We start from the raw sequence: 19784 nt of genomic DNA, 5'->3' as shown, positions 1-19784 counted from the left end.
ATGCCGGATCAGCTGATGAATTGGGACGAAATCTATCGGGAGCAGGGCTTCTTCGAAGGACCGCCGCCGTGGAACATCGGTGAGCCGCAGCCGGAGATCGCCACACTCATCCGCGAGGGCAGGTTCCGCAGCCCGGTCCTCGACGCCGGCTGCGGTCTGGCCGAAGCGTCCCTCGCGCTGGCGGAGCAAGGCCACACCGTCGTCGGCATCGACTTGACACCCACCGCAGTGGCCGCCGCTACCAAGGCGGCGCAGGAGCGGGGGCTGACTACCGCGACGTTCGTGCAGGACGACATCACGTCGTTCACCGGCTACGACGGCCGATTCAACACCATCCTCGACAGCACGCTGTTCCACTCACTGCCGGTCGAAAGCCGCGACGATTACCTGCGTGCCGTCCACCGCGCGGCTGCACCCCGTGCGATGTACTTCGTCTTGGTGTTCGCCACTGGTGCATTTCCGCAGGGCACCGATTTGCCGTTGCCGAATGTGGTCACCGAAGACGAACTGCGCGAAGCGGTTTCGAGGTACTGGGAGATCGATGAGATCCGCCCGGCGTTCATTCATGCCAATATGCCGCAGCTTCCCGATGCGGCGCCGCAGCAGTTCGACCTCGACGAGAAGGGCCGGCAGAAGATGCCTGCGTTTCTACTCACCGCTCACAAAGCGAACTGACCGCCTCCGCGAAGGTCGTCAACTCCCGCTCTGTGACGTCGACGTGCGGCGACAGCCGCAAGACGGCATTGGCCAGTTCCAGCGGTGCCCGCTGCGGTCCGGCGACAGTGGTCACGATGCCGTAGCGCGCGATCAACTCGGCACGCACCTGTCCCACGTCGGCCCCGTCGGTCGGCGCCAGGGTCGTGATCGCCGTCGGCGCGTCGGCCGGCTCGACCACCTGCCAGCCCGCTAGGTCGCCGAGCACGGTGCGGGTCAGATGCCCCGCGGCCGTCAGCCCTTCGCGTACCTGGGCAGGGCCGTACTGCACGTGTTCGGACACTGAGACCGAAAAGCCCACGCGGGCAGCAATATTCGCCTCACCCATCTCGAGGCGGCGCAACGCTGAGATGTCAGTTGCCCACTGTGGCGGAGGCAGCCGCGGGCGCAGCGTCGCCGCCCGGTCAGGGTGCACAGCGAGTACGCCGACTCCGCGGGGACCGGCCAGCCACTTGCGTGACGTCGCGTAGATGACGTCGGCATCCACCGCGCAGTCGACGTGGCCGAGCCCTTGTGCTGCGTCGATCACCAGCGGCACGCCGAATTCTCGGCACGCTGCGGCGATTTCGTGTGCCGGCTGCACGATGCCGCGGTGGCTGGGCACCACGGTCAGATGCATCAGCGACGGCGCATCGGCCGCCAGGCTGCGGGCCAGCTCGTCGACCGCGACGACGCCCAGCGAGTCGACCGGCGCCAGCGTCACCTCGAAGCCGTTAGCGGCCATCGCCGCGAGGTTGGGTCCGAATTCGCCTGGGACACAGGTGATCACCCGGCGCTCGTCGGGCCAGGCGCTGAGCAGGAGGTCCAGCGCATGGGCGGCGCCGGTGGTGAACACCACGTCGTCGGCGGTCATGCCGGTCAAGGCGCCGACGGCCGCACGCCCGGCCGCCAACGTGTCTTCGGCTTCCTGCGCGGCGACGTACCCGCCGACCTCGGCCTCGCGACGGGCATGCGCCGCCGCCGCGTCGATCGCCGCGAAGCTCTGCCGCGAGCATGCCGCGCTGTCCAAATGCACACCGCTGACCGCCGGGCGGGCGTCGCGCCACCGCTGCGCCAGATTCATTTCACCGCGAGCGACAAGCCGAAGTCACCCGCCGGATCGGTCCACCAATGGGCCAATTGAAGTCCAGCGGCAGCAAGTTCGGCGCTCACCCCGTCCCGCCGGAACTTGCACGATACCTCGGTCAGCATCTCTTCTGCCGCCGCGAAGCGGACGTCAAGGTCCAGCTCCCCGACCCTAACGCTCTGCGCGACAGTCGATCTCAGCCACATCTCGATCCGCTCCTGGGCGGAGTTCCAGCGGGCGACGTGTTCGAACGCATCCAGGTCGAAGTCCGCGTCGAGCTCCCGGTTCACCACCGCCAGCACGTTGCGGTTGAACGCCGCGGTCACTCCCGCGCTGTCGTCGTAGGCGCGCACCAGCCGGTCAGGGTCTTTCACGAGGTCGGTGCCAAGCAGCAGGCTGTCACCTGGCTGCATCACCCCGGCCAGCGTGGCCAGAAAGTGCGCGCGCGGACCCGGCGTCAGGTTGCCGATGGTGGATCCCAGGAAGGCGATCAATCGTTTTCCGCCACCGGGAATTTCAGTCAGGTGCTGTTCGAAGTCGCCGCACACTGCTTCGACCTCGATGCCGCGGTATTCCGCCAGGATCGCGGTGCCGGCCGTCTGCAACACGCCCGCGTCGACGTCGAACGGGATGAACCGCCGCAGCGTGCCCCGGCGATGCAGGGCGTCGAGCAGCATGCGGGTCTTCTCCGACGTGCCGCTGCCGAGTTCGACGAGTGTGTCGGCGCCGCTGAATTCTGCGATCGCCGCCGCCTGCGCCCGCAGGATCGTCGCCTCCGTGCGGGTCGGGTAGTACTCCGGCAACCGGGTGATCTGGTCGAACAGCTGGCTTCCGGTCTGGTCGTAGAACCACTTGGGCGGCAACGTCTTCGGTGTCTGCGTCAACCCGTGGAGGACGTCGCGGCGCAACGCCCGGTTGGCGGAGTCTGCCTCGAGGTGGTTGGCCAGCATGACGCTCATTGCGCCCCTCTCAGCGGAGTCAGCGTGACGGCGCGGCGGTGGACAACCACGAGGTGACGGTCGGGCACGTCCTGCCAGGCGGGGTTGTCGTCGAACGGCTCGCTGGCCACCACGACGCCGTCGTCGCCTTCCAGGACCGATAAAGTGTCGCCCCACGTCGTGGCCAACAGCTGATTGCCGTCGGCGGCGAGAATGTTCAGGCGCGCGTCGGGATCGGCCGCTGCGATGTCGGTGATGGTGTCTGCGAGTGAATCGAGGCCACGATCGAAGATCAGGGCCGCCAAAAGCGCACTGTCGACCGTTGATTCGGCATGCGGGGCGGCCGGCAACGCCGCACGGTCCACCAGGCCGTTGTGGGACAGCAGCCAGTGGCCGTCGGTGAACGGGGCCGACGCCGAGGCTTCCACCGGCATCCCGACCGTCGCCGAGCGGACCGCCGCGACCGCACAGCTGCTTCGCAGCACCGGTGCGATCGAGGCGAATGAAGCGTCACTCCACAGCGGCGACGCACTGCGCCAGCGCCTGGGCACCCCTGCGCCGTCGAAGAACCCGACACCCCAGCCGTCGGCGTTGAGCAGTCCGTGCTTTTGGCGGCGCGGCGAATACGATTGCACCACAAGCCCATACGGCTGATCGAGCATCAATGACGCCAGCGAGCGCGGCTCACCCAGCCAGCCCAGGTGCCGGCACATCAGACGTCCCACGCCAATCGGACGCCCGAGAAGATCTGCCGGCGGATCGGGTGGTCCCAGTTGCGGAAGCTGGGCCGCAGGATCTCCCGGGCGACCGCCCACGACCCGCCCCGCAGCACGCGGTAGTCGCCGTCGAAGAACGGCTGCGAGTAGCGCTGGTAGATCATCGGTGTGAAACCCGGCCACGGCCGCAGCGGCGACGACGTCCACTCCCACACGTCGCCCAGCATCTGCTCGGCGCCGTACGCGGACGCGCCCGCCGGGTAGGCACCGACGGGTGCAGGCCGCAGCGCGTCACCGCCCAGATTCGCCAGTTCCGGCGTGGGCTCGGCATTTCCCCACGGGAAGCGACGGCGGCTCTGCATGTGCGGATCCCACGCGCACGCCTTCTCCCACTCGATCTCGGTGGGCAGGCGGGCGCCGGCCCACGCGGCGTACGCCTGCGCTTCGAAGTACGTCACGTGCTGCACGGGCTCGTCGGGCGGCAGGTCTTCGACGTGGCCGAACCGCGTGCGGGTGCCGTCGCCGTTCCAGAACTGCGGCATTTCCAAACCAGCCCGGACACGATGCTGCCAGCCCCGCTGCGACCACCACTGCGGCGCGCGGTAGCCGCCGTCGTCGACGAACGCCTGCCACTCGGCATTGGTGACGGGCACGCGGCCGATGCGAAACGACGGCACGTCGACGACGCGGGCCGGGCGTTCGTTGTCGAGTGAGTCCGGTTCAGTGTTCGCGTCGACGCCGAGCACGAACGGCCCGCCGGGCACCAGCACCGACGTGCCGGCCACCCCGGGCCGCCCGTGCGGCAGCGGCGCACCCGGCTGCAGAAGCGGTTCGCCGACGCGCAAGTTCAGCGCCTGCAGCATCGTTTCGCGGTGCTGATGCTCATGGCTCAGGACGAGCGCGAAGGGAAACAGTGGCTGGTCGTCGGGAACCCCGTCGAGCGCATCGAGCGCCTCGTCGCGCACCGTGCGGCAGAACGCACGCGCTTCGGTGGGAGACAGCAGCGGCAGATCCACCCGGCTGGCGCGCGAGTGGACGAACGCGTCGTACAGCGATTCCTTCGGGCCGAGCATGCTCGGCCGGTCGGGGTTGCCGCCGCGCAGCAGCCACAGTTCCTCTTGCTGGCCGATGTGGGCCAGATCCCACACCAGCGGGCTCATCAGCGGGTCGAATTGGCGGCGCAGCTCGTCGTCGTCGACGTCGACCAGCGCCAAGGTCCGTTCTCGCGCGGCGATCAAATCACGTGCCAGCCGGTCGCGTGTCGACATCACCCTTCGCTCCTCGCCAGTTCCGTCACCGCTGCTGCCACCCCGCAACAGATCGCCCGCTCGGCGAATTCCTCACCCGGACAGCCTGCCTGCTCGACGATGCGGACCAGCCGCTGCATCGAAGAGTGCAGCGACGGCGGAGCGCGATCCGCGGCCGCGGCGACGCAGCGGGTGGCGCTGGCATGCAGCCGCCGGTCGGCCAGCCCCACCCGGGCTGCGACATCCCACGCCGTGGCAACCGGCTCGGTGGCCTCTGCCGCCAGGTCGGCCGCGGCAGGGTCGTCAAGAAGAGTGACCAGGGTGAAAACTACAGCCGGCCAGAGGGCGTCGGGCACGCTGTCGAGGTAGCGCACCTCGAGCCAGCGCCGCGGCCGCACCGGAGGGAACAGCGTGGTCAGGTGGTAGTCCAGGTCTGCTGTGGTGGGGCGTCCGGCCAGACTCGCCCGCCCGTCGACCCAGTCGGCGAAGGCGACATACCGGGTGACCGGTACTGCTTCTGGGCCGTGGACGAGCATCACCGGCGCGCGCAGCGCGTAGCGGGCCCAATCGCTGGCCGGGTCGTCGCCGGTGGCGCCGAGGACCGGACCGCAACGCGCGACGTCGAGCTGGCCCCACACGCGCTGCCGGGTGCTGCGCCAGCCGGTGAACGACCCGGCCAGCAGCGGGGAATTGGCCGACATCGCGATCATCGTCGGGCCGAGGGCGTGCGTCAGGCGAACTCTGTCGGCCCAGCCGTGCACCGGGCCGGCATCGACGTTCACTTGCACCGACGCCGTCGACGTCATCATTGCTGCGCCCGCCTCACCGGTGTTCGCGGCGGCGAAGTGCTTCTCCATAGCCTGATAGCGGGCACCGGGATTCACTCGCCGGGGCGGCCGCAGCGGATCCGTGCCGAGCAGCACCAGCCCGAGACCGGCTTGAGCGAATGCCGTCCGCAGCACCGCCCTGTCGGCCGTCAGCGCGTCGATGGCGGCGACAACACCCCACATCGGCGGGGTTGACAACTCCACGGCGCCGCCGGGCTCGACAGTGACGCGACTGCCCCCAGGAAGTTCAGGCAATGCGGCGATCACGTCGCACAGTTGGGTCCAGCCCGGTCGACGCTGGGGCGCTGCGATGTCGAAGCAGTGCGCCTCCAACTCCAACCCGACCAGACCCACCGGAGTCTCGGTCAGGCAGGTGGCGGCGATGTGATCGGCCGCGGCGCTGACCGAGTGGAGGGGCTGATCCTGCACCTCTGACGCAACGGCGATCTCGGCCTCGGCCATTCCTCCATCTTGTTGCAGAGGACCGACAAGTTCTCGCCGATTGGCGTGACGGCTCGGTGACAGGTGGGCGTCGTGCTACTGGCCCAGTGAGTTCTGCATCGCGCCGGCCAACGCGTTCACCGCCGGGCCGCCGTTGCCCGACTGGCACACCTTGGCTTGCAGCAGCACGTTCTCCCGGCGGCGGGTTTGCGTAAAGCAGCGCCGATCGGTGCCGGCCTCCTGCTTCACCCACTCCTGGTCGGTGGCGTTTTGCAGTCCGCTCGAAAACGACCACACCTGATTTGTGCCGTCGGCAAAGTGCATGCCTGTGGTCTGGCCGGCGCACCCGACGGTGCGGTCAACCACCCGATGAAACGCGCGGTCAGCGGCGTCGTTGGTGGCGAAGACACCGACCGCCTGCTTCACGAAATGCGTTTCGTCCGTTGGCGATTCCTTGGTTTCGGCACCGTTGAACGAGGCGAGATCGGGATCGAGGTAGACCTCGGGTAGCCCGATGTCGGCCCAGTTGTTGCACGCCGGCACGTCCACCCAATAGCCCTGGAACGGCTCGGTGAAGAAGTTCTCCCACCGCATCGTCGCACCGACGATGTTGCCGACCGACCCTTTGCCCATCACCGCGTAGTTCACGACGCCGGGCTCAGAGGGCCTGGCGTGTGCGGGGACCGCCAGGCCTGCTGCAACGCCGACACCGAGCGCTGCAGCGGCCCAGCGAACTGCGCTAAACCTTCGCCGAGAGCTCAACGTCGACGTTGCCGCGGGTGGCTTTGGAGTACGGGCACACCTGGTGGGCCTTTTGCATCAGCTCGTCGGCCTGCTTCTGCTCGAGCCCAGGCAGGTAACCGATGAGCTGTCCGGTCAGGCCGAAGCCGCCCTCCGAGTCCTTGCCGAAGCCGATGCGCGCGGTGATTGCCGTGGCGTCGTCCAGGTCGATCTTCTCGTTGCGGGCGACGAGCCGCAGCGCACCCAGGAAGCACGCCGCATAGCCGGCTGAGAACAGCAGTTCGGGGTTGACTCCTTCCCCGCTGCCACCCATCTCCTTCGGTGGGCGGGTGTCGAGGTCGATCTTGCCGTCGGTCGACTTCACATGGCCGTCGCGGCCTCCGCCGGATGCCGTGGACTCTGCGGTGTAAACGACTTCGATGCTCATGGGCTCGATCATGCCAGCCTCGGTCGAGACAGCAAGACGCCCGTCGCGATTCGCCGAATTACGCGCCGTTGCCCTCGAGCTTAGCCCGCACGCCTTCCTCCACCTTCTTGCCCAGATCGGAGTCGACGTTGCGCCAATACTCGAACACCCGTGACAGCACCGGCTCCTTCACACCATCGGACACGTGCCCGATGATGTTGTGCGCCAAGCGTTCTCGGGCCTCATCGTCGAGCACTTCACGCACCAACGTGCCGGCCTGCCCCCAGTCGTCGTCGTCCGGCCGCAACGTATACGCCGCACGCACCATGTCGCCGTCCGAAGCCCAGTGCACTTCAGCCGCGCGCCGGGGATCGGCTTCGGGGCCGCCCATCGAGTTCGGTGTGTACACCGGATCGGTGACGTTGCGGATTCGCATCGCCCCGTCCTTGTTGTAGCTGTGCACCTCGACTTTGGGGGTGTTCACCGGAATCTGCTTGTAGTTCACGCCAAGTCGGGCACGGTGGGCGTCGGCGTATGAGAAGCCGCGCGCCAGCAGCATCTTGTCCGGTGACAGGCCGGTGCCCGGCACCATGTTGTTCGGCTCGAACGCCGCCTGCTCCATCTCGGCGTGGTAGTCGGTGACGTTGCGGTTCAGCGTGAGCCGACCGACTTCGTGCAGCGGGTAGTCACCGTGCGGCCACACTTTCGTCAGGTCGAACGGGTTGAACCGATACGTCTTGGCTTCCTCGAACGGCATGATCTGCACGTTGAGCGTCCAGCTCGGATAGTTGCCGCCTTCGATGGACTCGTAGAGGTCGCGCTGGTGATAGTCGCCGTCCTCACCGGCCAGCCGGTCGCCCTCCTCCTGGGTGAGAAATTCGATGCCCTGGTCGGTCTTGAAGTGGTACTTGACCCAGAAGAGTTCGCCGTCGGCGTTGATCCAGCTGTACGTGTGGCTGGAGTAGCCGTTCATGTGCCGCCAGGTCTTGGGGATGCCGCGGTCACCCATCAACCAGGTCACCTGATGCGCTGATTCCGGCGACAGCGTCCAGAAATCCCACTGCATGTGGTGGTCGCGCAGATTGCTTGCCTGCAGGCGCTTCTGGCTGCGGATGAAGTTCTGGAACTTCATCGGGTCGCGCACGAAGAACACCGGGGTGTTGTTGCCCACCATGTCGAAGTTGCCTTCGCTGGTGTAGAACTTCACCGCGAAGCCGCGCGGGTCGCGCCACGTGTCTGGGCTGCCGCGCTCGCCGGCGACCGTGGAGAAGCGGACCAGCGTGTCGGTCTTGGTGCCCGGCTGGAACACCGCGGCCTTGGTGTACTTGCTGACGTCCTGGGTGACTTCGAAGTGCCCGAACGCCCCGCCACCCTTGGCGTGCGGCTGGCGCTCCGGGATGCGCTCCCGGTTGAAGTTCGCCATCTGCTCGATGAGGTAGTGGTCATGCAGCAGGATCGGGCCGTCCGGACCGACCGTCAGCGAGTGCTCGAAGCTGGGTACGGGTGCTCCGCCGTCAGTTGTCGCGTACTTTTCCGCCATTTCGTCTCATCTCTCTCGGTGCTGGCTGTCGCACCCCTACAGGTACCCACTACACGTACCCAAATAGATCGACCAGACGGCACCGAAACGTGCGTCAGTGGCGAAAAGTTCGAAGAATGTTCGCCGGCGACGCGCGTTCGGCGCACGTCGGCTACGGACGCGGGGGCGAGGGAACGCTCGTCGGCGACGGCGGGTTACCTGGACTACCCGGCGCACCCGGCGCACCCGGGCCCATCTGACCCGGGCCCATCTGACCCGGGCCCTGCCAGGTTCCCGGGCCCATCGGCGGCGGTCCGCCGCGGTGGAACATGTGCACGCCGTGATGGCCCCGGAAATGGCCTAATCCGGAACCGGAGTGCTTGCCGATGATGAACCCGGAGAAGAACACCACGGCGACGATGAACACCACGCCGGCCACGATGCCGACCCAGGCCAACACTTGGTTGAGCCGGCTCGGCCTCGGGCGGGCCGGCTCCTCGGTCCTGACGGGAGTAGTTGGTTGTTCAGCTGTTTCAGTCATGCTTTCGATGATGCCGAGCACATTGCCATGGATGGCCCGATCGGTGCTGTGCATTCGCTATGAAAGCGGGCCGGTAGGCACAGGGTTCTGGCCACGGCGTTCGGCTACGGCTTGACCGGGTTCACCGCGAACTGAATCACCCGATACGGCGCACGCGAGCGTGGATCGACGTTGTGCCATTGGCTGACGAAGATCCGCAACTCGTCGAGCGTCGACCCCGGCGAAATGTAGCCGCCGTAGGCCTGGGACAGCCGATTGTCGTCTGGCGGCGGCAGCGTCTCCGGCGGGTCGGGCCAGGGGGCCGCCTGAACCACCGTGGTGACCGGCGCGGTGCCCAGACCGGTCGGGTGCTCGGCCACCCGCACCTCCATGTCGCCGGTCGTCAGGTTGAGATACGACAGCACCACCTTGCCGTCGATCTGCTTGATGCTCATCTCGCCGACCTTGTCGCCCCACAGCGGTGTCGGCGGCTTGTTCCACCCCCCGTCGGGGCCGGGCGACCCCGACCAGCCCTGCCAGCTCGACCGGTCGGTGAACGCCTCCGGTTTGGCCCGATACAACGTGACCGGCTGAGTGCGGTCGAAGTTGTTGGCGACGATGTACACCCATCCGGTCGGCGACTCGCTTGTGGGCACGGGGTCGTAGTACCCGCTGATCTGAGACTGCCGGCCACCCTGGAAGCTGGCGTCGCGCACCGAACCCGGCACGGTGCGCCAACCTGGCTGCGCCGCTTGGGCTTTCACCAGCCGCGAACTCTGCGGCACCAAGTTTCGCACCGTGGTGACCAAGAGGTAGTTGTCGCGGTTGATCTGCACCACGCCGGCCGGCAATTGCGAATCGCCCGCGGGTGTGGGATCTGCCAGCAGCGGTGTGCCGATGCCCATGACGCGGTCGTAGCGCACTCCGGCCGGGTCGTCGATCGAGTCGGTGTCGACGTGCAGTGCGATCGGCGCGTACCAGCCCCCGAAGCCGACGCCCTGGCCGGCGAAACTGTCGCCGCACACCTGCAGGATCCCGCTCGGAAATTCCATGAATTCGCACAGGTCGGTCGCACCGATGCCGTAGTCGCGGGTAGGCGTTCCGGTTCCAGCCACCGGACCGATGCGCACCACCTGACCCTCGGCCAGCGGCCCGAGGACAGGTTGCGGCTGCGGCGAGGGCGGATCAGCGAGGGCCGGTGCCGCGGTGAGGACAGCGACCGCGGTCAGCGCCGAAACGGCATTCCGCGTGGCTCTCACTCGCACTTTTCCGCGTGGAATACCGTTTCGGCGGCTAGAGCTGAGCCGTCAGCAACTCGGCGATCTGGATGGTGTTCAGCGCCGCGCCCTTGCGCAGGTTGTCGCCGGAGACGAACAGCGCGAGCCCGCGGCCGTCGGGAACACCGGGATCCCGGCGAATGCGCCCCACCAGCGACTCGTCGATTCCGGCAGCGGCCAGCGGTGTCGGCACGTCGACCAGTTTCACGCCCGGCGCATCGGACAGCAGCTCTGTCGCACGCTCTACCGACAGGGGGCGGGCGAACTCCGCGTTGATCGACAGCGAGTGGCCAGTGAAGACCGGCACCCGCACACATGTCCCGCTGACCGCAAGGTCGGGGATGCCGAGGATCTTGCGGCTCTCATGACGCAGCTTCTGGTCTTCGTCGGTTTCGCCGGAGCCGTCGTCCACCAGCGAGCCGGCCAGCGCGACCACATTGAAAGCGATTGGGGCGACGTACTTTTCAGGCTTCGGGAACGACAGTGCGCTGCCGTCCTGCACCAGCTGCTCGGCGTCGTCGATCACGGCCCGGGTTTGCGCAGCCAGCTCGGACACCCCGGCGACGCCGCTGCCCGACACCGCCTGGTACGTCGACGCCACGATCCGTACCAGCTCGGCCTCGTCGTGCAGCACCTTGAGCACCGGCATTGCCACCATCGTGGTGCAGTTCGGGTTCGCGATGATCCCCTTCGGCCGGCGCGCGGCCGCAGCGAAGTTCACCTCGGACACCACCAGCGGCACGTCAGGGTCTTTTCGCCATGCCGACGAGTTGTCGATCACCGTGACGCCGGCTTCGGCGAATCGCGGTGCCTGCACCCGCGACGTCGACGCGCCCGCTGAGAACAGCGCGATGTCCAAGCCGCTCGGATCGGCGGTCGCGGCGTCTTCGACCTCGATCTCCTGTCCCCGGAACGACAGCTTGCGCCCGGCCGAACGCGCCGACGCGAAGAACCGCACTGAGGTGGCGGGAAAGTCGCGTTCGTCGAGCAGCTTGCGCATCACCTCGCCTACTTGGCCGGTGGCGCCGACGACTCCTATCGCTACCATCTAGCGGCCCGTCCCTGCGTACACCGTCGCGACCTCGTCGCCGCCGAGTCCGAAAGCCTCATGCAGTGCGGCCACCGCCTTGTCGAGTTCAGTGTCCTTGACCAGCACCGAGATTCGGATCTCCGACGTCGAGATCAGGTCGATGTTGACCCCCACCTCGGCCAAGGTCTCGCAGAACGTCGCCGTGACGCCGGGATGGCTGCGCATGCCGGCGCCGACGAGCGAGACCTTGCCGACGTGATCGTCGTAAAGCACTCTGGTGAAACCGATTTCGACCTGCTGCGCCTTGAGCTGCTCGACGGCACGCGGGCCGCTCTCGCGCGAACAGGTGAACGTGATGTCGGTCTTGCCGTCTTCCACCTTCGACGCGTTCTGCAGCACCATGTCGATGTTGATGTCCGCGTCGGCGAGGACGCGAAAAACCTTGGCGGCGTAGCCCGGAACGTCGGGAATCCCGACCACGGTGACCCGCGCCTCGCTGCGGTCGTGCGCGACTCCGGTGAGAATGGCGTCTTCCATGGGGATGTCCTCCATCGATCCGGCCACCCAGGTGCCGGGCTTGTCCGAATATGACGACCGGACGTGTATCGGAACGTTGTAGCGGCGGGCGTACTCCACACAACGCAGCATCAGCACCTTGGCACCCGACGCGGCCATCTCCAGCATCTCCTCGAAGCTGACCTTGTCGAGCCGGCGCGCGTTGGACACGATGCGCGGGTCGGCGGTGAAAACTCCGTCGACGTCGGTGTAGATCTCGCACACGTCGGCGTTCAGCGCCGCGGCCAGCGCGACAGCGGTGGTGTCGGAGCCGCCACGCCCCAGCGTGGTGACGTCCTTGCTGTCCTGGCTGACGCCCTGGAAGCCGGCAACCAGCACGATCAGCCCTTCGTCGAGAGCGTCGCGCAGCCGGCCCGGCGTGACGTCGATGATCTTGGCGTTGCCGTGAGTGCTGGTGGTGATCACACCGGCCTGCGAGCCGGTGAACGAGCGGGCCTTCGCGCCGAGCGAGTCGATCGCCATCGCGACCAGCGCGTTGCTGATCCGCTCTCCCGCGGTGAGCAGCATGTCCATTTCGCGCGGTGGCGGCGCCGGGCAGACCTGCTTGGCCAGGTCGAGCAGTTCGTCGGTGGTGTCGCCCATCGCCGAGACCACGACGACGACCTCGTTGCCTTGTTTTTTCGTCTCGACGATGCGCTCGGCCACGCGGCGGATACGGTCGGCGTCGGCGACCGACGATCCACCGTATTTCTGCACGACGAGCGCCACGGTTGAGACCTTTCGGGAAAGCGGTTTCACCAAGAATAAGGGTTTGGCGCATGTCATTTTGGCTGGCGTAGCGTGACCGAGGTGACCGACCGGAGCGCCGACACGAGCGTTCCGATCAATCCGGTGCTGGCCGCACGCTGGAGCCCTCGGGCGTTCGACGCGACGGCGGTTCTGACCGCCGAGCAGATCACGGCCCTGCTCGAGGCCGCGCGGTGGGCGGCAACCTGGGGCGATCGGCAGCCGGTGCGGTTCATCGTCGGCCTGCGCGGCGACGAGACGTTCACGAAGATCGGCGAGCTGCTCAAACGCGGCAACAGGTACGCGAAGCTGGCCAGCGCGCTGTTCATGGTGTGCGTCGACGAGGGTCCAGACGAGAAGACCGCGCGCTACGCCGCGGTGGACGCCGGCGCGGCGATCGCACAGCTGACGGTCGAAGCTGTGTCACGGGGACTGGTCGCACACCCGATGGCCGGCTTCGACGCTGTGAGCGCATACGAAGTGTTCGAGTTGCCCGAGCACGTGCGCGCTCTGGCGGTCGTGGCCGTCGGCACGCTGGGCGACTACGCGTCCGTCGACCCCGCGGTCATCGAACGCGACGCGCGGGGACGGCAGCGCCTGCCGCTGGACAAGATCGCGTTCGCGGGCCGCTGGGGCCAGCCGTTTCGCCCGTGACGCCCGGCTGGCTGGCTCGGCGGCCGGTGGAGTACAGTGACCGTACTGTGTTTTCTGTGCGGGTGCTCCTTCTCGGCAGCCGCGACGGGGTCTGATCCAGACCGGCTTCCCGTCGCGGGTGTTCGCGATGCGCCGGTCGTAGTTCGCAACTCCCGGAAAGCAAAGCAAAATGACCCCCACCGATCCTCGCGTTGAAGTAATCGACAACGCCGACGCGTTCGTGTCAGCCCGCACCATCAAGACACCGGCCGGACCGCCCCGCCCCGGCCAACCGGTATGGAACACCCAGCGCGGTTCGTCGATGCCGGTGCACCGGTACCGCTCATTCGCCGACGAGGTCGAGCCCATTCGGCTGCCGGATCGCACCTGGCCCGACCGCGTCATCACCCACGCGCCGATGTGGTGTGCGGTGGACCTGCGTGACGGCAACCAGGCGCTGATCGACCCGATGAGCCCGGCTCGCAAGCGGCGGATGTTCGACCTGTTGATTCGCATGGGCTACAAGGAAATCGAGGTCGGGTTCCCGTCTGCCAGCCAGACCGACTTCGACTTCGTGCGCGAAATCATCCAGCAGGGCGTGATTCCCGACGATGTCACCATTCAGGTGCTGACGCAGTGCCGCCCGGAGTTGATCGAGCGGACCTTCGAAGCGTGCGCGGGTGCGCCGCGGGCGATCGTGCACTTCTACAACTCGACGTCCATTCTCCAGCGGCGGGTGGTGTTCCGCGCCGACCGTGAGGCGGTGAAGCAGATCGCCGTCGACGGCGCGCGCAAATGCGTCGAGGAAGCCGCGAAATACCCTGAGACGCAATGGCGTTTCGAGTATTCGCCCGAGTCGTACACCGGCACCGAGTTGGAGTACGCCCTCGACGTGTGCAATGCCGTCGGCGACGTGATCGAGCCCACGCCCGAGCACCCGATCATCTTCAATCTGCCGGCGACCGTCGAGATGGCCACCCCGAACGTATACGCCGACTCGATCGAATGGATGCACCGCAACCTGGCCCGTCGCGACAGCGTGATCCTGAGCCTTCATCCGCACAACGACCGCGGAACCGCTGTTGCCGCAGCAGAATTGGGCTTCCAAGCCGGCGCTGACCGCATCGAGGGGTGCCTGTTCGGCAACGGCGAGCGCACCGGCAACGTCTGCCTGGTGACGCTAGGGCTGAACCTGTTCAGCCGCGGCATCGACCCGCAGATCGACTTCTCCAACATCGACGAGATCCGTCGCACCGTGGAGTACTGCAATCAGCTGCCGGTGGGCGAACGTCATCCCTACGGCGGCGATCTGGTGTACACCGCATTTTCGGGCAGCCACCAGGACGCCATCAACAAGGGTCTGGACGCGATGAAGTACGCCGCGGACGAAGCCGGCGCCGACGTCGACGACATCTTGTGGCAGGTGCCGTACCTGCCGATCGACCCGAAGGACGTGGGGCGCACCTACGAGGCCGTGATCCGGGTCAACTCACAGTCCGGCAAGGGCGGCGTCGCCTACATCATGAAGGCCGACCACGGCCTGATGCTGCCGCGCCGCTTGCAGATCGAGTTCTCGCAGGTGATCCAGAAGATCACCGACGGCGAGGGCGGTGAGGTGTCGTCGAAGGAGATGTGGGACGTCTTCGCCGACGAGTACCTGCGGCCCGTGCGTCCGCTCGAGCGGGTGCGCCAGCGGGTGATCGCCGCGGAAACCGACGGCGGCACCGATGCGATCGAGGCGACCGTCCTGGTCGACGGCGTGGAAACCGAGATCCGCGGGGAAGGCAACGGCCCGCTGGCGGCTTTCGTGCACGCGCTCTCGACGGTCGGCATCGACGTGCAGGTGCTCGACTACGCCGAGCATGCGATGTCGTCGGGTGAACAGGCCCAGGCAGCTGCCTATGTGGAGGCGTCGGTGAACGGTCGGACCGTGTGGGGCGTGGGCATCGCGACGTCGATCACCACCGCGTCGCTGCGCGCGGTGGTGTCGGCGGTGAACCGGGCCTCGCGCTAGCCGCGCGATCTCGGCGCGCAAAACGACGCTGCGCTACGTTTTGCGGTTTTGCGCGCCGAGATCACCTCTACAGCGGGATCCAGATGGAGCCGAGCCAGATGCCCCAGCCCTGGTGATCGATGTCCCAGACCACCGGCGCGTTCGGCGCATAGCCGGGAGGGGCAGGACGCGGCGGCGCCCACGCCGGCGGTTCCCCGACGTGCGGCCCGCGATCGGGACCCTCCGGCCCGCGATCGGGACCCTCCGGCCCGCGGTCGGGACCCTGCGGGCCGGGTCCGGCCTCACCCGGCCACGGCTGAGCTGGTCCGGGCTGCCCCGGTCCCGGCGGTGGCTCAGCGCCGGCCAGACCAGCGCCGACACCCAGCGCCGCCGCGCCCAACCCGCCGGCAATGGTCGCGCCGGCAATCAACTTAGCGATCTTCATCTCACGAGCTCCGTTCTGCGGTCTGGCCCAAAACCGCTCTGTCTCAGTGCATTTGGATGCATGCAGTCGCTCGAAAAGGCCATGACGGCAGTCTTCACAGGCCGGCTAGGTGCCGCGTGGGTCGAGGCTGTGCGCCAGCTTTGACCTTGGCGCGAATCAGAACAGCGCGAACTGGTCGCCGGCGACCGTCGGATCGGTGAACTCCTCGATCGAGGTACCCCCGACGACCGAGTCGAGCGCGGCCATGAACTCCGCGTCCGACATCGTGGCCACACCCAGTTCGCGGGCATGAAAACCCTTGCCCTGCTCGGCATTTGGATCGTTGCAAATCACCAGTGACGTTTCGGCATCGACGACGTCGGTGTAAGCGAGTCCGACGTGCAGGATCCGCTCGATCAGTTCCTCATGGGTGCGCTGCACTTCGGCCGACAACGCCACACGCATGCCTTGCACCAGTGGCCGGCCGGCGACGTGAGGCCCTGGATTCAGCCATGGGCACGGAACCCGGGCCGCCACAGCCTTGAGCGGCCGCAGCTCGTCGTGCGTGACACGGCCGTTCGGCCAGCGCCGTCGCGTAGTCGGCCGCAGCGGCAGCCACACGTCCAGCTCGCGGGCGCGGTGCACTGCGGACGTCAACACCCGTGACAACACGAGCGCGTCGTCAAGGGCATCGTGCGGGCGAAGCTGTGGGACGCCCCAGTGCGACGCCAGCGTCTCCAGCCGCAAGTTCTCCGTGCCCAGCGCCAGCCGCCGGGTCAGCTCCACCGTGCACATCACGGTGTCGACCGGCAGTTCGACCCCCGCCAACTCCGCTTCGGCGGCCAAGAACATGTAGTCGAACGCGACGTTGTGGGCGACCAATGTGCGGCCCTGCAGTAGATCGGCCAGCTCGGCGGCGATCTGCGCGAACGACGGCTGGTCCGCCAGCATCTGGGCCGTGAGGCCGTGCACGTGCGTCGGACCAGGATCGACGCCGGGGTTCAGCAGGCTGACCACCGAGCGCTCGATGCTGCCGTCGGCGCCCAGCGCCAACGCGGCGATGCTGATGATGCGCGCCTGACCCGGGCGGAAACCTGACGTCTCGACGTCCACGACCACCCAGCCGGCGTCGTGCTCGGCCGCCGGCCGACCCCACGGCGTCGTGCACGTCGCTGGCGCTGTCACGCCCCCAGAATGGCACGCAGCACCGACAAAACAGCTGATCGCAGCGCTCGTGTCGCAGTTCAGTGGGCACGTCGTCATAAACTGCCCCGGTGATCACCACCCGCGGACGCCTCGCGCTCGCCGCCGGAGCGGCGGCACGATGGGCGTCGCGAGCGACCGGCCGCGGAGCGGGCGCGATGATCGGCGGCCTGGTCGCGATGACGCTGGATCGTTCGCTGCTGCGGCAGCTGGGCGAGGGGCGCCAGACGGTGCTGGTGACCGGCACCAACGGCAAGTCCACGACGACGCGGATGGCGGCGGCGGCCCTGGAGTCGCTGGGACGGGTGGCGACGAACTCCGAGGGCGCGAACATGGACGCCGGGCTGATCGCGGCGCTGGCAGTGGCCCGCGACGCTTCGCTGGCCGCGCTGGAGGTGGACGAGATGCATCTGCCGCACGTCGCCGACGCGGTGGATCCGCGGGTGATCGTGCTGCTCAATCTGTCGCGTGACCAGCTGGACCGGGTCGGCGAGATCAACACGATCGAACGCACATTACGGGCCGGGCTGGCGCGTCATCCCGACGCGGTGGTGGTGGCCAACTGTGACGACGTGCTGATGACTTCGGCAGCCTACGACTGTCCACGAGTGGTGTGGGTGTCCGCCGGCGGGGCCTGGGCCAACGACTCGGTGAGTTGCCCACGGTCCGGCGAGGTGATCGTCCGCGACCACTCCCACTGGTACAGCACGGGCACAGATTTCAAACGCCCTACTCCGCAGTGGTGGTTCGACGACGAAATTCTGTACGGCCCAGACGGCTTGGCGCTGCCGATGACCCTGTCGCTGCCCGGTGCGGTGAACCGCGGCAATGCCGCGCAGGCGGTCGCGGCGGCAGTGTCGCTGGGGGTGGACCCGGCTTCCGCAGTGGCGGCGGTCTCGAGGGTGTCAGAAGTCGCCGGCCGGTACCGGACGGTGGCGCTCGGCCGTCACACCGCCCGCATTCTGCTGGCCAAGAATCCCGCGGGCTGGCAGGAGGCGCTGTCGATGATCGACAAGCAGGGCGCCGGCGTCGTCATCGCGGTGAACGGTCAAGTGCCCGACGGCGAGGACCTGTCGTGGCTGTGGGACGTCCGGTTCGAGCACTTCGAAGGGACGTCCGTGGTGGCCGCTGGTGAGCGTGGTACCGATCTGGCGGTGCGGCTGACCTACGCAGGCGTGGAGCACACGCTGGTCCACGACACGATCGCGGCGATCGAGTCGTGTCCGCCCGGGCACGTCGAAGTGATCGCCAACTACACCGCGTTTCTGCAACTGCAACGCGCGCTGGGCAGGCACCGTGCCTGAGGCGGTTCGGATCGGGCTGGTGCTGCCCGACGTGATGGGTACGTACGGCGACAGCGGCAACGCGGTGGTGCTGCGGCAGCGACTGCTCCTGCGCGGGATACCCGCCGAGATCGTCGAGATCACCCTGGCCGACCCGGTGCCGTCGTCGCTGGATCTCTACACCCTTGGCGGGGCCGAGGATTACGCCCAGCGGTTGGCCACCAAGCATCTGCAGCGGTATCCCGGCCTACAGCAAGCGGTTTCGCGCGGTGCGCCGGTGCTGGCGATCTGCGCGGCGATCCAAGTCCTCGGCCACTGGTATGAGACCTCAGCAGGTGAGCGCGTCGACGGCGTCGGGCTGCTGGATCTGGTGACCTCGCCGCAGGCCGTCCGCACCATCGGCGAGGTGGTGAGCCGGCCCCTGCTCGACGGGCTCAGCCAGCCGTTGACCGGCTTCGAAAACCACAGGGGCGGAACGGTTTTGGGTTCGACCGCTCAACCGCTGGCGGCGGTGACTCGCGGTGCGGGCAATCGCGCCGGCGACGGCTTCGACGGCGCGGTGCAGGGCAGCGTCGTCGCCACCTACATGCACGGTCCCTGTCTGGCACGCAACCCCGAGCTGGCGGACCTACTGCTCACGCGCGTGGTGGGCGAGCTGCCACCGCTGGAGCTCGACGAGGTGGCGCTGCTGCGTCGCGAACGGTTATCAGCCCGGTAAGCGGACCGCCTGCAACCGGGCTATCGCCTCGGCACACGTGAAGTCCGGTTTCCACCCGCGCGAGACCATCGCCTCATACGAGCGGGTGACGGTCTCCGCCTCGCAATGCTCCTTGATGACGCGGTCCACGATCCAGCCCAAGCGGTGCAATGTTGGGAAAACTTTCATGTCCTTGACGTATTGGGCGCGGTTCGTGAGGTGCTGTTGCCCGTCGTATTCAGCGGCCACCATGAACTCCTTCCAGCCCATGTCGAGCCAACGCACGAGCCGCCCCCTCTCGTCGACGACAGGAATTTGCGTGGTGGGCTTCGGGAAGCCGGCGTCGATGAACAGCAGCCGCAGCCACGTCTCCCTTGGCGACGCCGCTCCGCCGTCGACAAGCGGCAGCAGCGTGCGGAGTTGACGCGTGCCGCGTGCGCCTTGATAGCGCTTGCTCAGCAGTTGGACGTCCTCGATGGAAAACGAGGTGGCTCGCATCAAGGCGTCGAGTCGCTCGAGCGCCTCACCTCGACGCAGATGACGACCGAGGTCGAAGGCGGTCCGCGCCGGCGTGGTCACAGGTATCCGCGCAACGCGGGTGATCTCGTCGTCGGCAATGGCTTCTTGCCTGACTACAAGCCCGGGGTGGGGACGAGAACGCCGCCAGATCAACTCGATTGGCGTCGCGTCGTCGACCCAATTCGCGCCATGGAGAGCGGATGCTGCACTCCAGCGATGACCCCGCGCCGGCGCGACCACAGCCACGCTCCCATGGTTCGGTCCCGCAGGGGGTACATGGCCCTTCGG

19 protein-coding genes and 1 pseudogene are annotated in these 19784 nt (G+C 67.5%); 5 read left to right on the top strand and 15 right to left on the bottom strand.

All coding sequences use genetic code 11. The features are described 5' to 3' along the window. The gene (locus tag AC5Y39_RS19640; protein ID WP_500021109.1) at nucleotides 1-675 is read left to right on the top strand and encodes a class I SAM-dependent methyltransferase; all 675 of its coding nucleotides are present in this window, start codon (nucleotides 1-3) and stop codon (nucleotides 673-675) included. On the opposite strand, the gene egtE is transcribed toward AC5Y39_RS19640, so the two are convergent. The 12 genes from egtE to AC5Y39_RS19580 form a co-directional block, all read right to left on the bottom strand. Beyond that, nucleotides 653-1777 (bottom strand): ergothioneine biosynthesis PLP-dependent enzyme EgtE, encoded by a 1125-nt coding sequence (gene egtE / locus AC5Y39_RS19635; protein WP_500021112.1) that lies wholly within the window; start codon nucleotides 1775-1777, stop codon nucleotides 653-655. The two genes, AC5Y39_RS19640 and egtE, sit on opposite strands and share 23 nt — an antisense overlap. Beyond that, nucleotides 1774-2739 (bottom strand): L-histidine N(alpha)-methyltransferase, encoded by a 966-nt coding sequence (egtD, locus tag AC5Y39_RS19630; protein ID WP_500021114.1) that lies wholly within the window; start codon nucleotides 2737-2739, stop codon nucleotides 1774-1776. The genes egtE and egtD overlap by 4 nt, the downstream gene beginning before the upstream one ends. Continuing rightward, nucleotides 2736-3431 carry an ergothioneine biosynthesis protein EgtC gene (egtC, locus tag AC5Y39_RS19625; protein WP_500021116.1) on the bottom strand — a complete coding sequence of 232 codons (696 nt, stop codon included), beginning with the start codon at nucleotides 3429-3431 and terminating at the stop codon, nucleotides 2736-2738. Before egtC ends, egtD begins: the two co-directional genes overlap by 4 nt. Next, nucleotides 3431-4702 (bottom strand): ergothioneine biosynthesis protein EgtB, encoded by a 1272-nt coding sequence (gene egtB / locus AC5Y39_RS19620; RefSeq protein ID WP_500021118.1) that lies wholly within the window; start codon nucleotides 4700-4702, stop codon nucleotides 3431-3433. The genes egtC and egtB overlap by 1 nt, the downstream gene beginning before the upstream one ends. After that, the gene (egtA, locus tag AC5Y39_RS19615; protein ID WP_500021120.1) at nucleotides 4702-5970 is read right to left on the bottom strand and encodes an ergothioneine biosynthesis glutamate--cysteine ligase EgtA; all 1269 of its coding nucleotides are present in this window, start codon (nucleotides 5968-5970) and stop codon (nucleotides 4702-4704) included. Before egtA ends, egtB begins: the two co-directional genes overlap by 1 nt. 75 nt (nucleotides 5971-6045) lie before the next feature. Then, nucleotides 6046-6711, bottom strand: a complete 666-nt coding sequence (locus AC5Y39_RS19610) for a sensor domain-containing protein (RefSeq protein WP_500021122.1) — start codon at nucleotides 6709-6711, stop codon at nucleotides 6046-6048. Then, complete coding sequence (locus tag AC5Y39_RS19605) at nucleotides 6689-7117, bottom strand: organic hydroperoxide resistance protein (RefSeq protein WP_500021124.1); 429 nt, start codon at nucleotides 7115-7117, stop codon at nucleotides 6689-6691. Before AC5Y39_RS19605 ends, AC5Y39_RS19610 begins: the two co-directional genes overlap by 23 nt. A 58-nt stretch (nucleotides 7118-7175) precedes the next feature. Continuing rightward, a complete protein-coding gene (locus AC5Y39_RS19600) occupies nucleotides 7176-8636 on the bottom strand; it encodes a catalase (protein ID WP_500021126.1) in 1461 nt (486 codons plus the stop codon). 151 nt (nucleotides 8637-8787) lie between these two features. Beyond that, on the bottom strand, nucleotides 8788-9156 hold the full coding sequence (locus AC5Y39_RS19595; protein ID WP_500021128.1) for a hypothetical protein: 369 nt from the start codon (nucleotides 9154-9156) through the stop codon (nucleotides 8788-8790). 104 nt (nucleotides 9157-9260) lie between these two features. Next, on the bottom strand, nucleotides 9261-10364 hold the full coding sequence (locus AC5Y39_RS19590) for a DUF4185 domain-containing protein (RefSeq protein WP_500021154.1): 1104 nt from the start codon (nucleotides 10362-10364) through the stop codon (nucleotides 9261-9263). 64 nt (nucleotides 10365-10428) lie between these two features. Then, entirely contained in the window at nucleotides 10429-11460 is a 1032-nt protein-coding gene (locus AC5Y39_RS19585; protein ID WP_500021130.1) for an aspartate-semialdehyde dehydrogenase, read from the bottom strand. Next, on the bottom strand, nucleotides 11461-12726 hold the full coding sequence (locus AC5Y39_RS19580; protein ID WP_500021132.1) for an aspartate kinase: 1266 nt from the start codon (nucleotides 12724-12726) through the stop codon (nucleotides 11461-11463). A gap of 81 nt (nucleotides 12727-12807) precedes the next feature. On the opposite strand from AC5Y39_RS19580, the gene AC5Y39_RS19575 reads away from it, so the two are divergent. Together AC5Y39_RS19575 and leuA are read left to right on the top strand one after the other, a co-directional pair. After that, nucleotides 12808-13398: a nitroreductase family protein gene (locus AC5Y39_RS19575; RefSeq protein WP_500021134.1), complete on the top strand. Its 591-nt coding sequence runs from the start codon at nucleotides 12808-12810 to the stop codon at nucleotides 13396-13398. Between the two features lie 169 nt (nucleotides 13399-13567). After that, nucleotides 13568-15391, top strand: a complete 1824-nt coding sequence (gene leuA, locus AC5Y39_RS19570) for a 2-isopropylmalate synthase (protein ID WP_500021136.1) — start codon at nucleotides 13568-13570, stop codon at nucleotides 15389-15391. 67 nt (nucleotides 15392-15458) lie between these two features. On the opposite strand, the gene AC5Y39_RS19565 is transcribed toward leuA, so the two are convergent. Continuing rightward, on the bottom strand, nucleotides 15459-15815 hold the full coding sequence (locus AC5Y39_RS19565; RefSeq protein ID WP_500021138.1) for a hypothetical protein: 357 nt from the start codon (nucleotides 15813-15815) through the stop codon (nucleotides 15459-15461). Nucleotides 15816-15971: 156 nt separating this feature from the next. After that, nucleotides 15972-16979, bottom strand: coding sequence for a DEDDh family exonuclease (locus AC5Y39_RS19560; protein WP_500021140.1), 1008 nt, complete (start codon nucleotides 16977-16979; stop codon nucleotides 15972-15974). Nucleotides 16980-17068: 89 nt separating this feature from the next. On the opposite strand from AC5Y39_RS19560, the gene AC5Y39_RS19555 reads away from it, so the two are divergent. Together AC5Y39_RS19555 and AC5Y39_RS19550 are read left to right on the top strand one after the other, a co-directional pair. Beyond that, on the top strand, nucleotides 17069-18301 hold the full coding sequence (locus tag AC5Y39_RS19555; protein WP_500021142.1) for a Mur ligase family protein: 1233 nt from the start codon (nucleotides 17069-17071) through the stop codon (nucleotides 18299-18301). After that, entirely contained in the window at nucleotides 18294-18998 is a 705-nt protein-coding gene (locus tag AC5Y39_RS19550) for a type 1 glutamine amidotransferase (RefSeq protein WP_500021144.1), read from the top strand. The genes AC5Y39_RS19555 and AC5Y39_RS19550 overlap by 8 nt, the downstream gene beginning before the upstream one ends. Here the strand turns inward: AC5Y39_RS19550 and AC5Y39_RS19545 are convergent. After that, nucleotides 18987-19784 (bottom strand): annotated as a pseudogene (locus AC5Y39_RS19545) (type IV toxin-antitoxin system AbiEi family antitoxin); the annotation flags it as partial. The gene AC5Y39_RS19550 and the pseudogene AC5Y39_RS19545 overlap by 12 nt on opposite strands.

This window comes from Mycobacterium sp. NGS39 (assembly GCF_059812765.1).
This window is presented reverse-complemented; position numbering and strand designations above follow the sequence as displayed.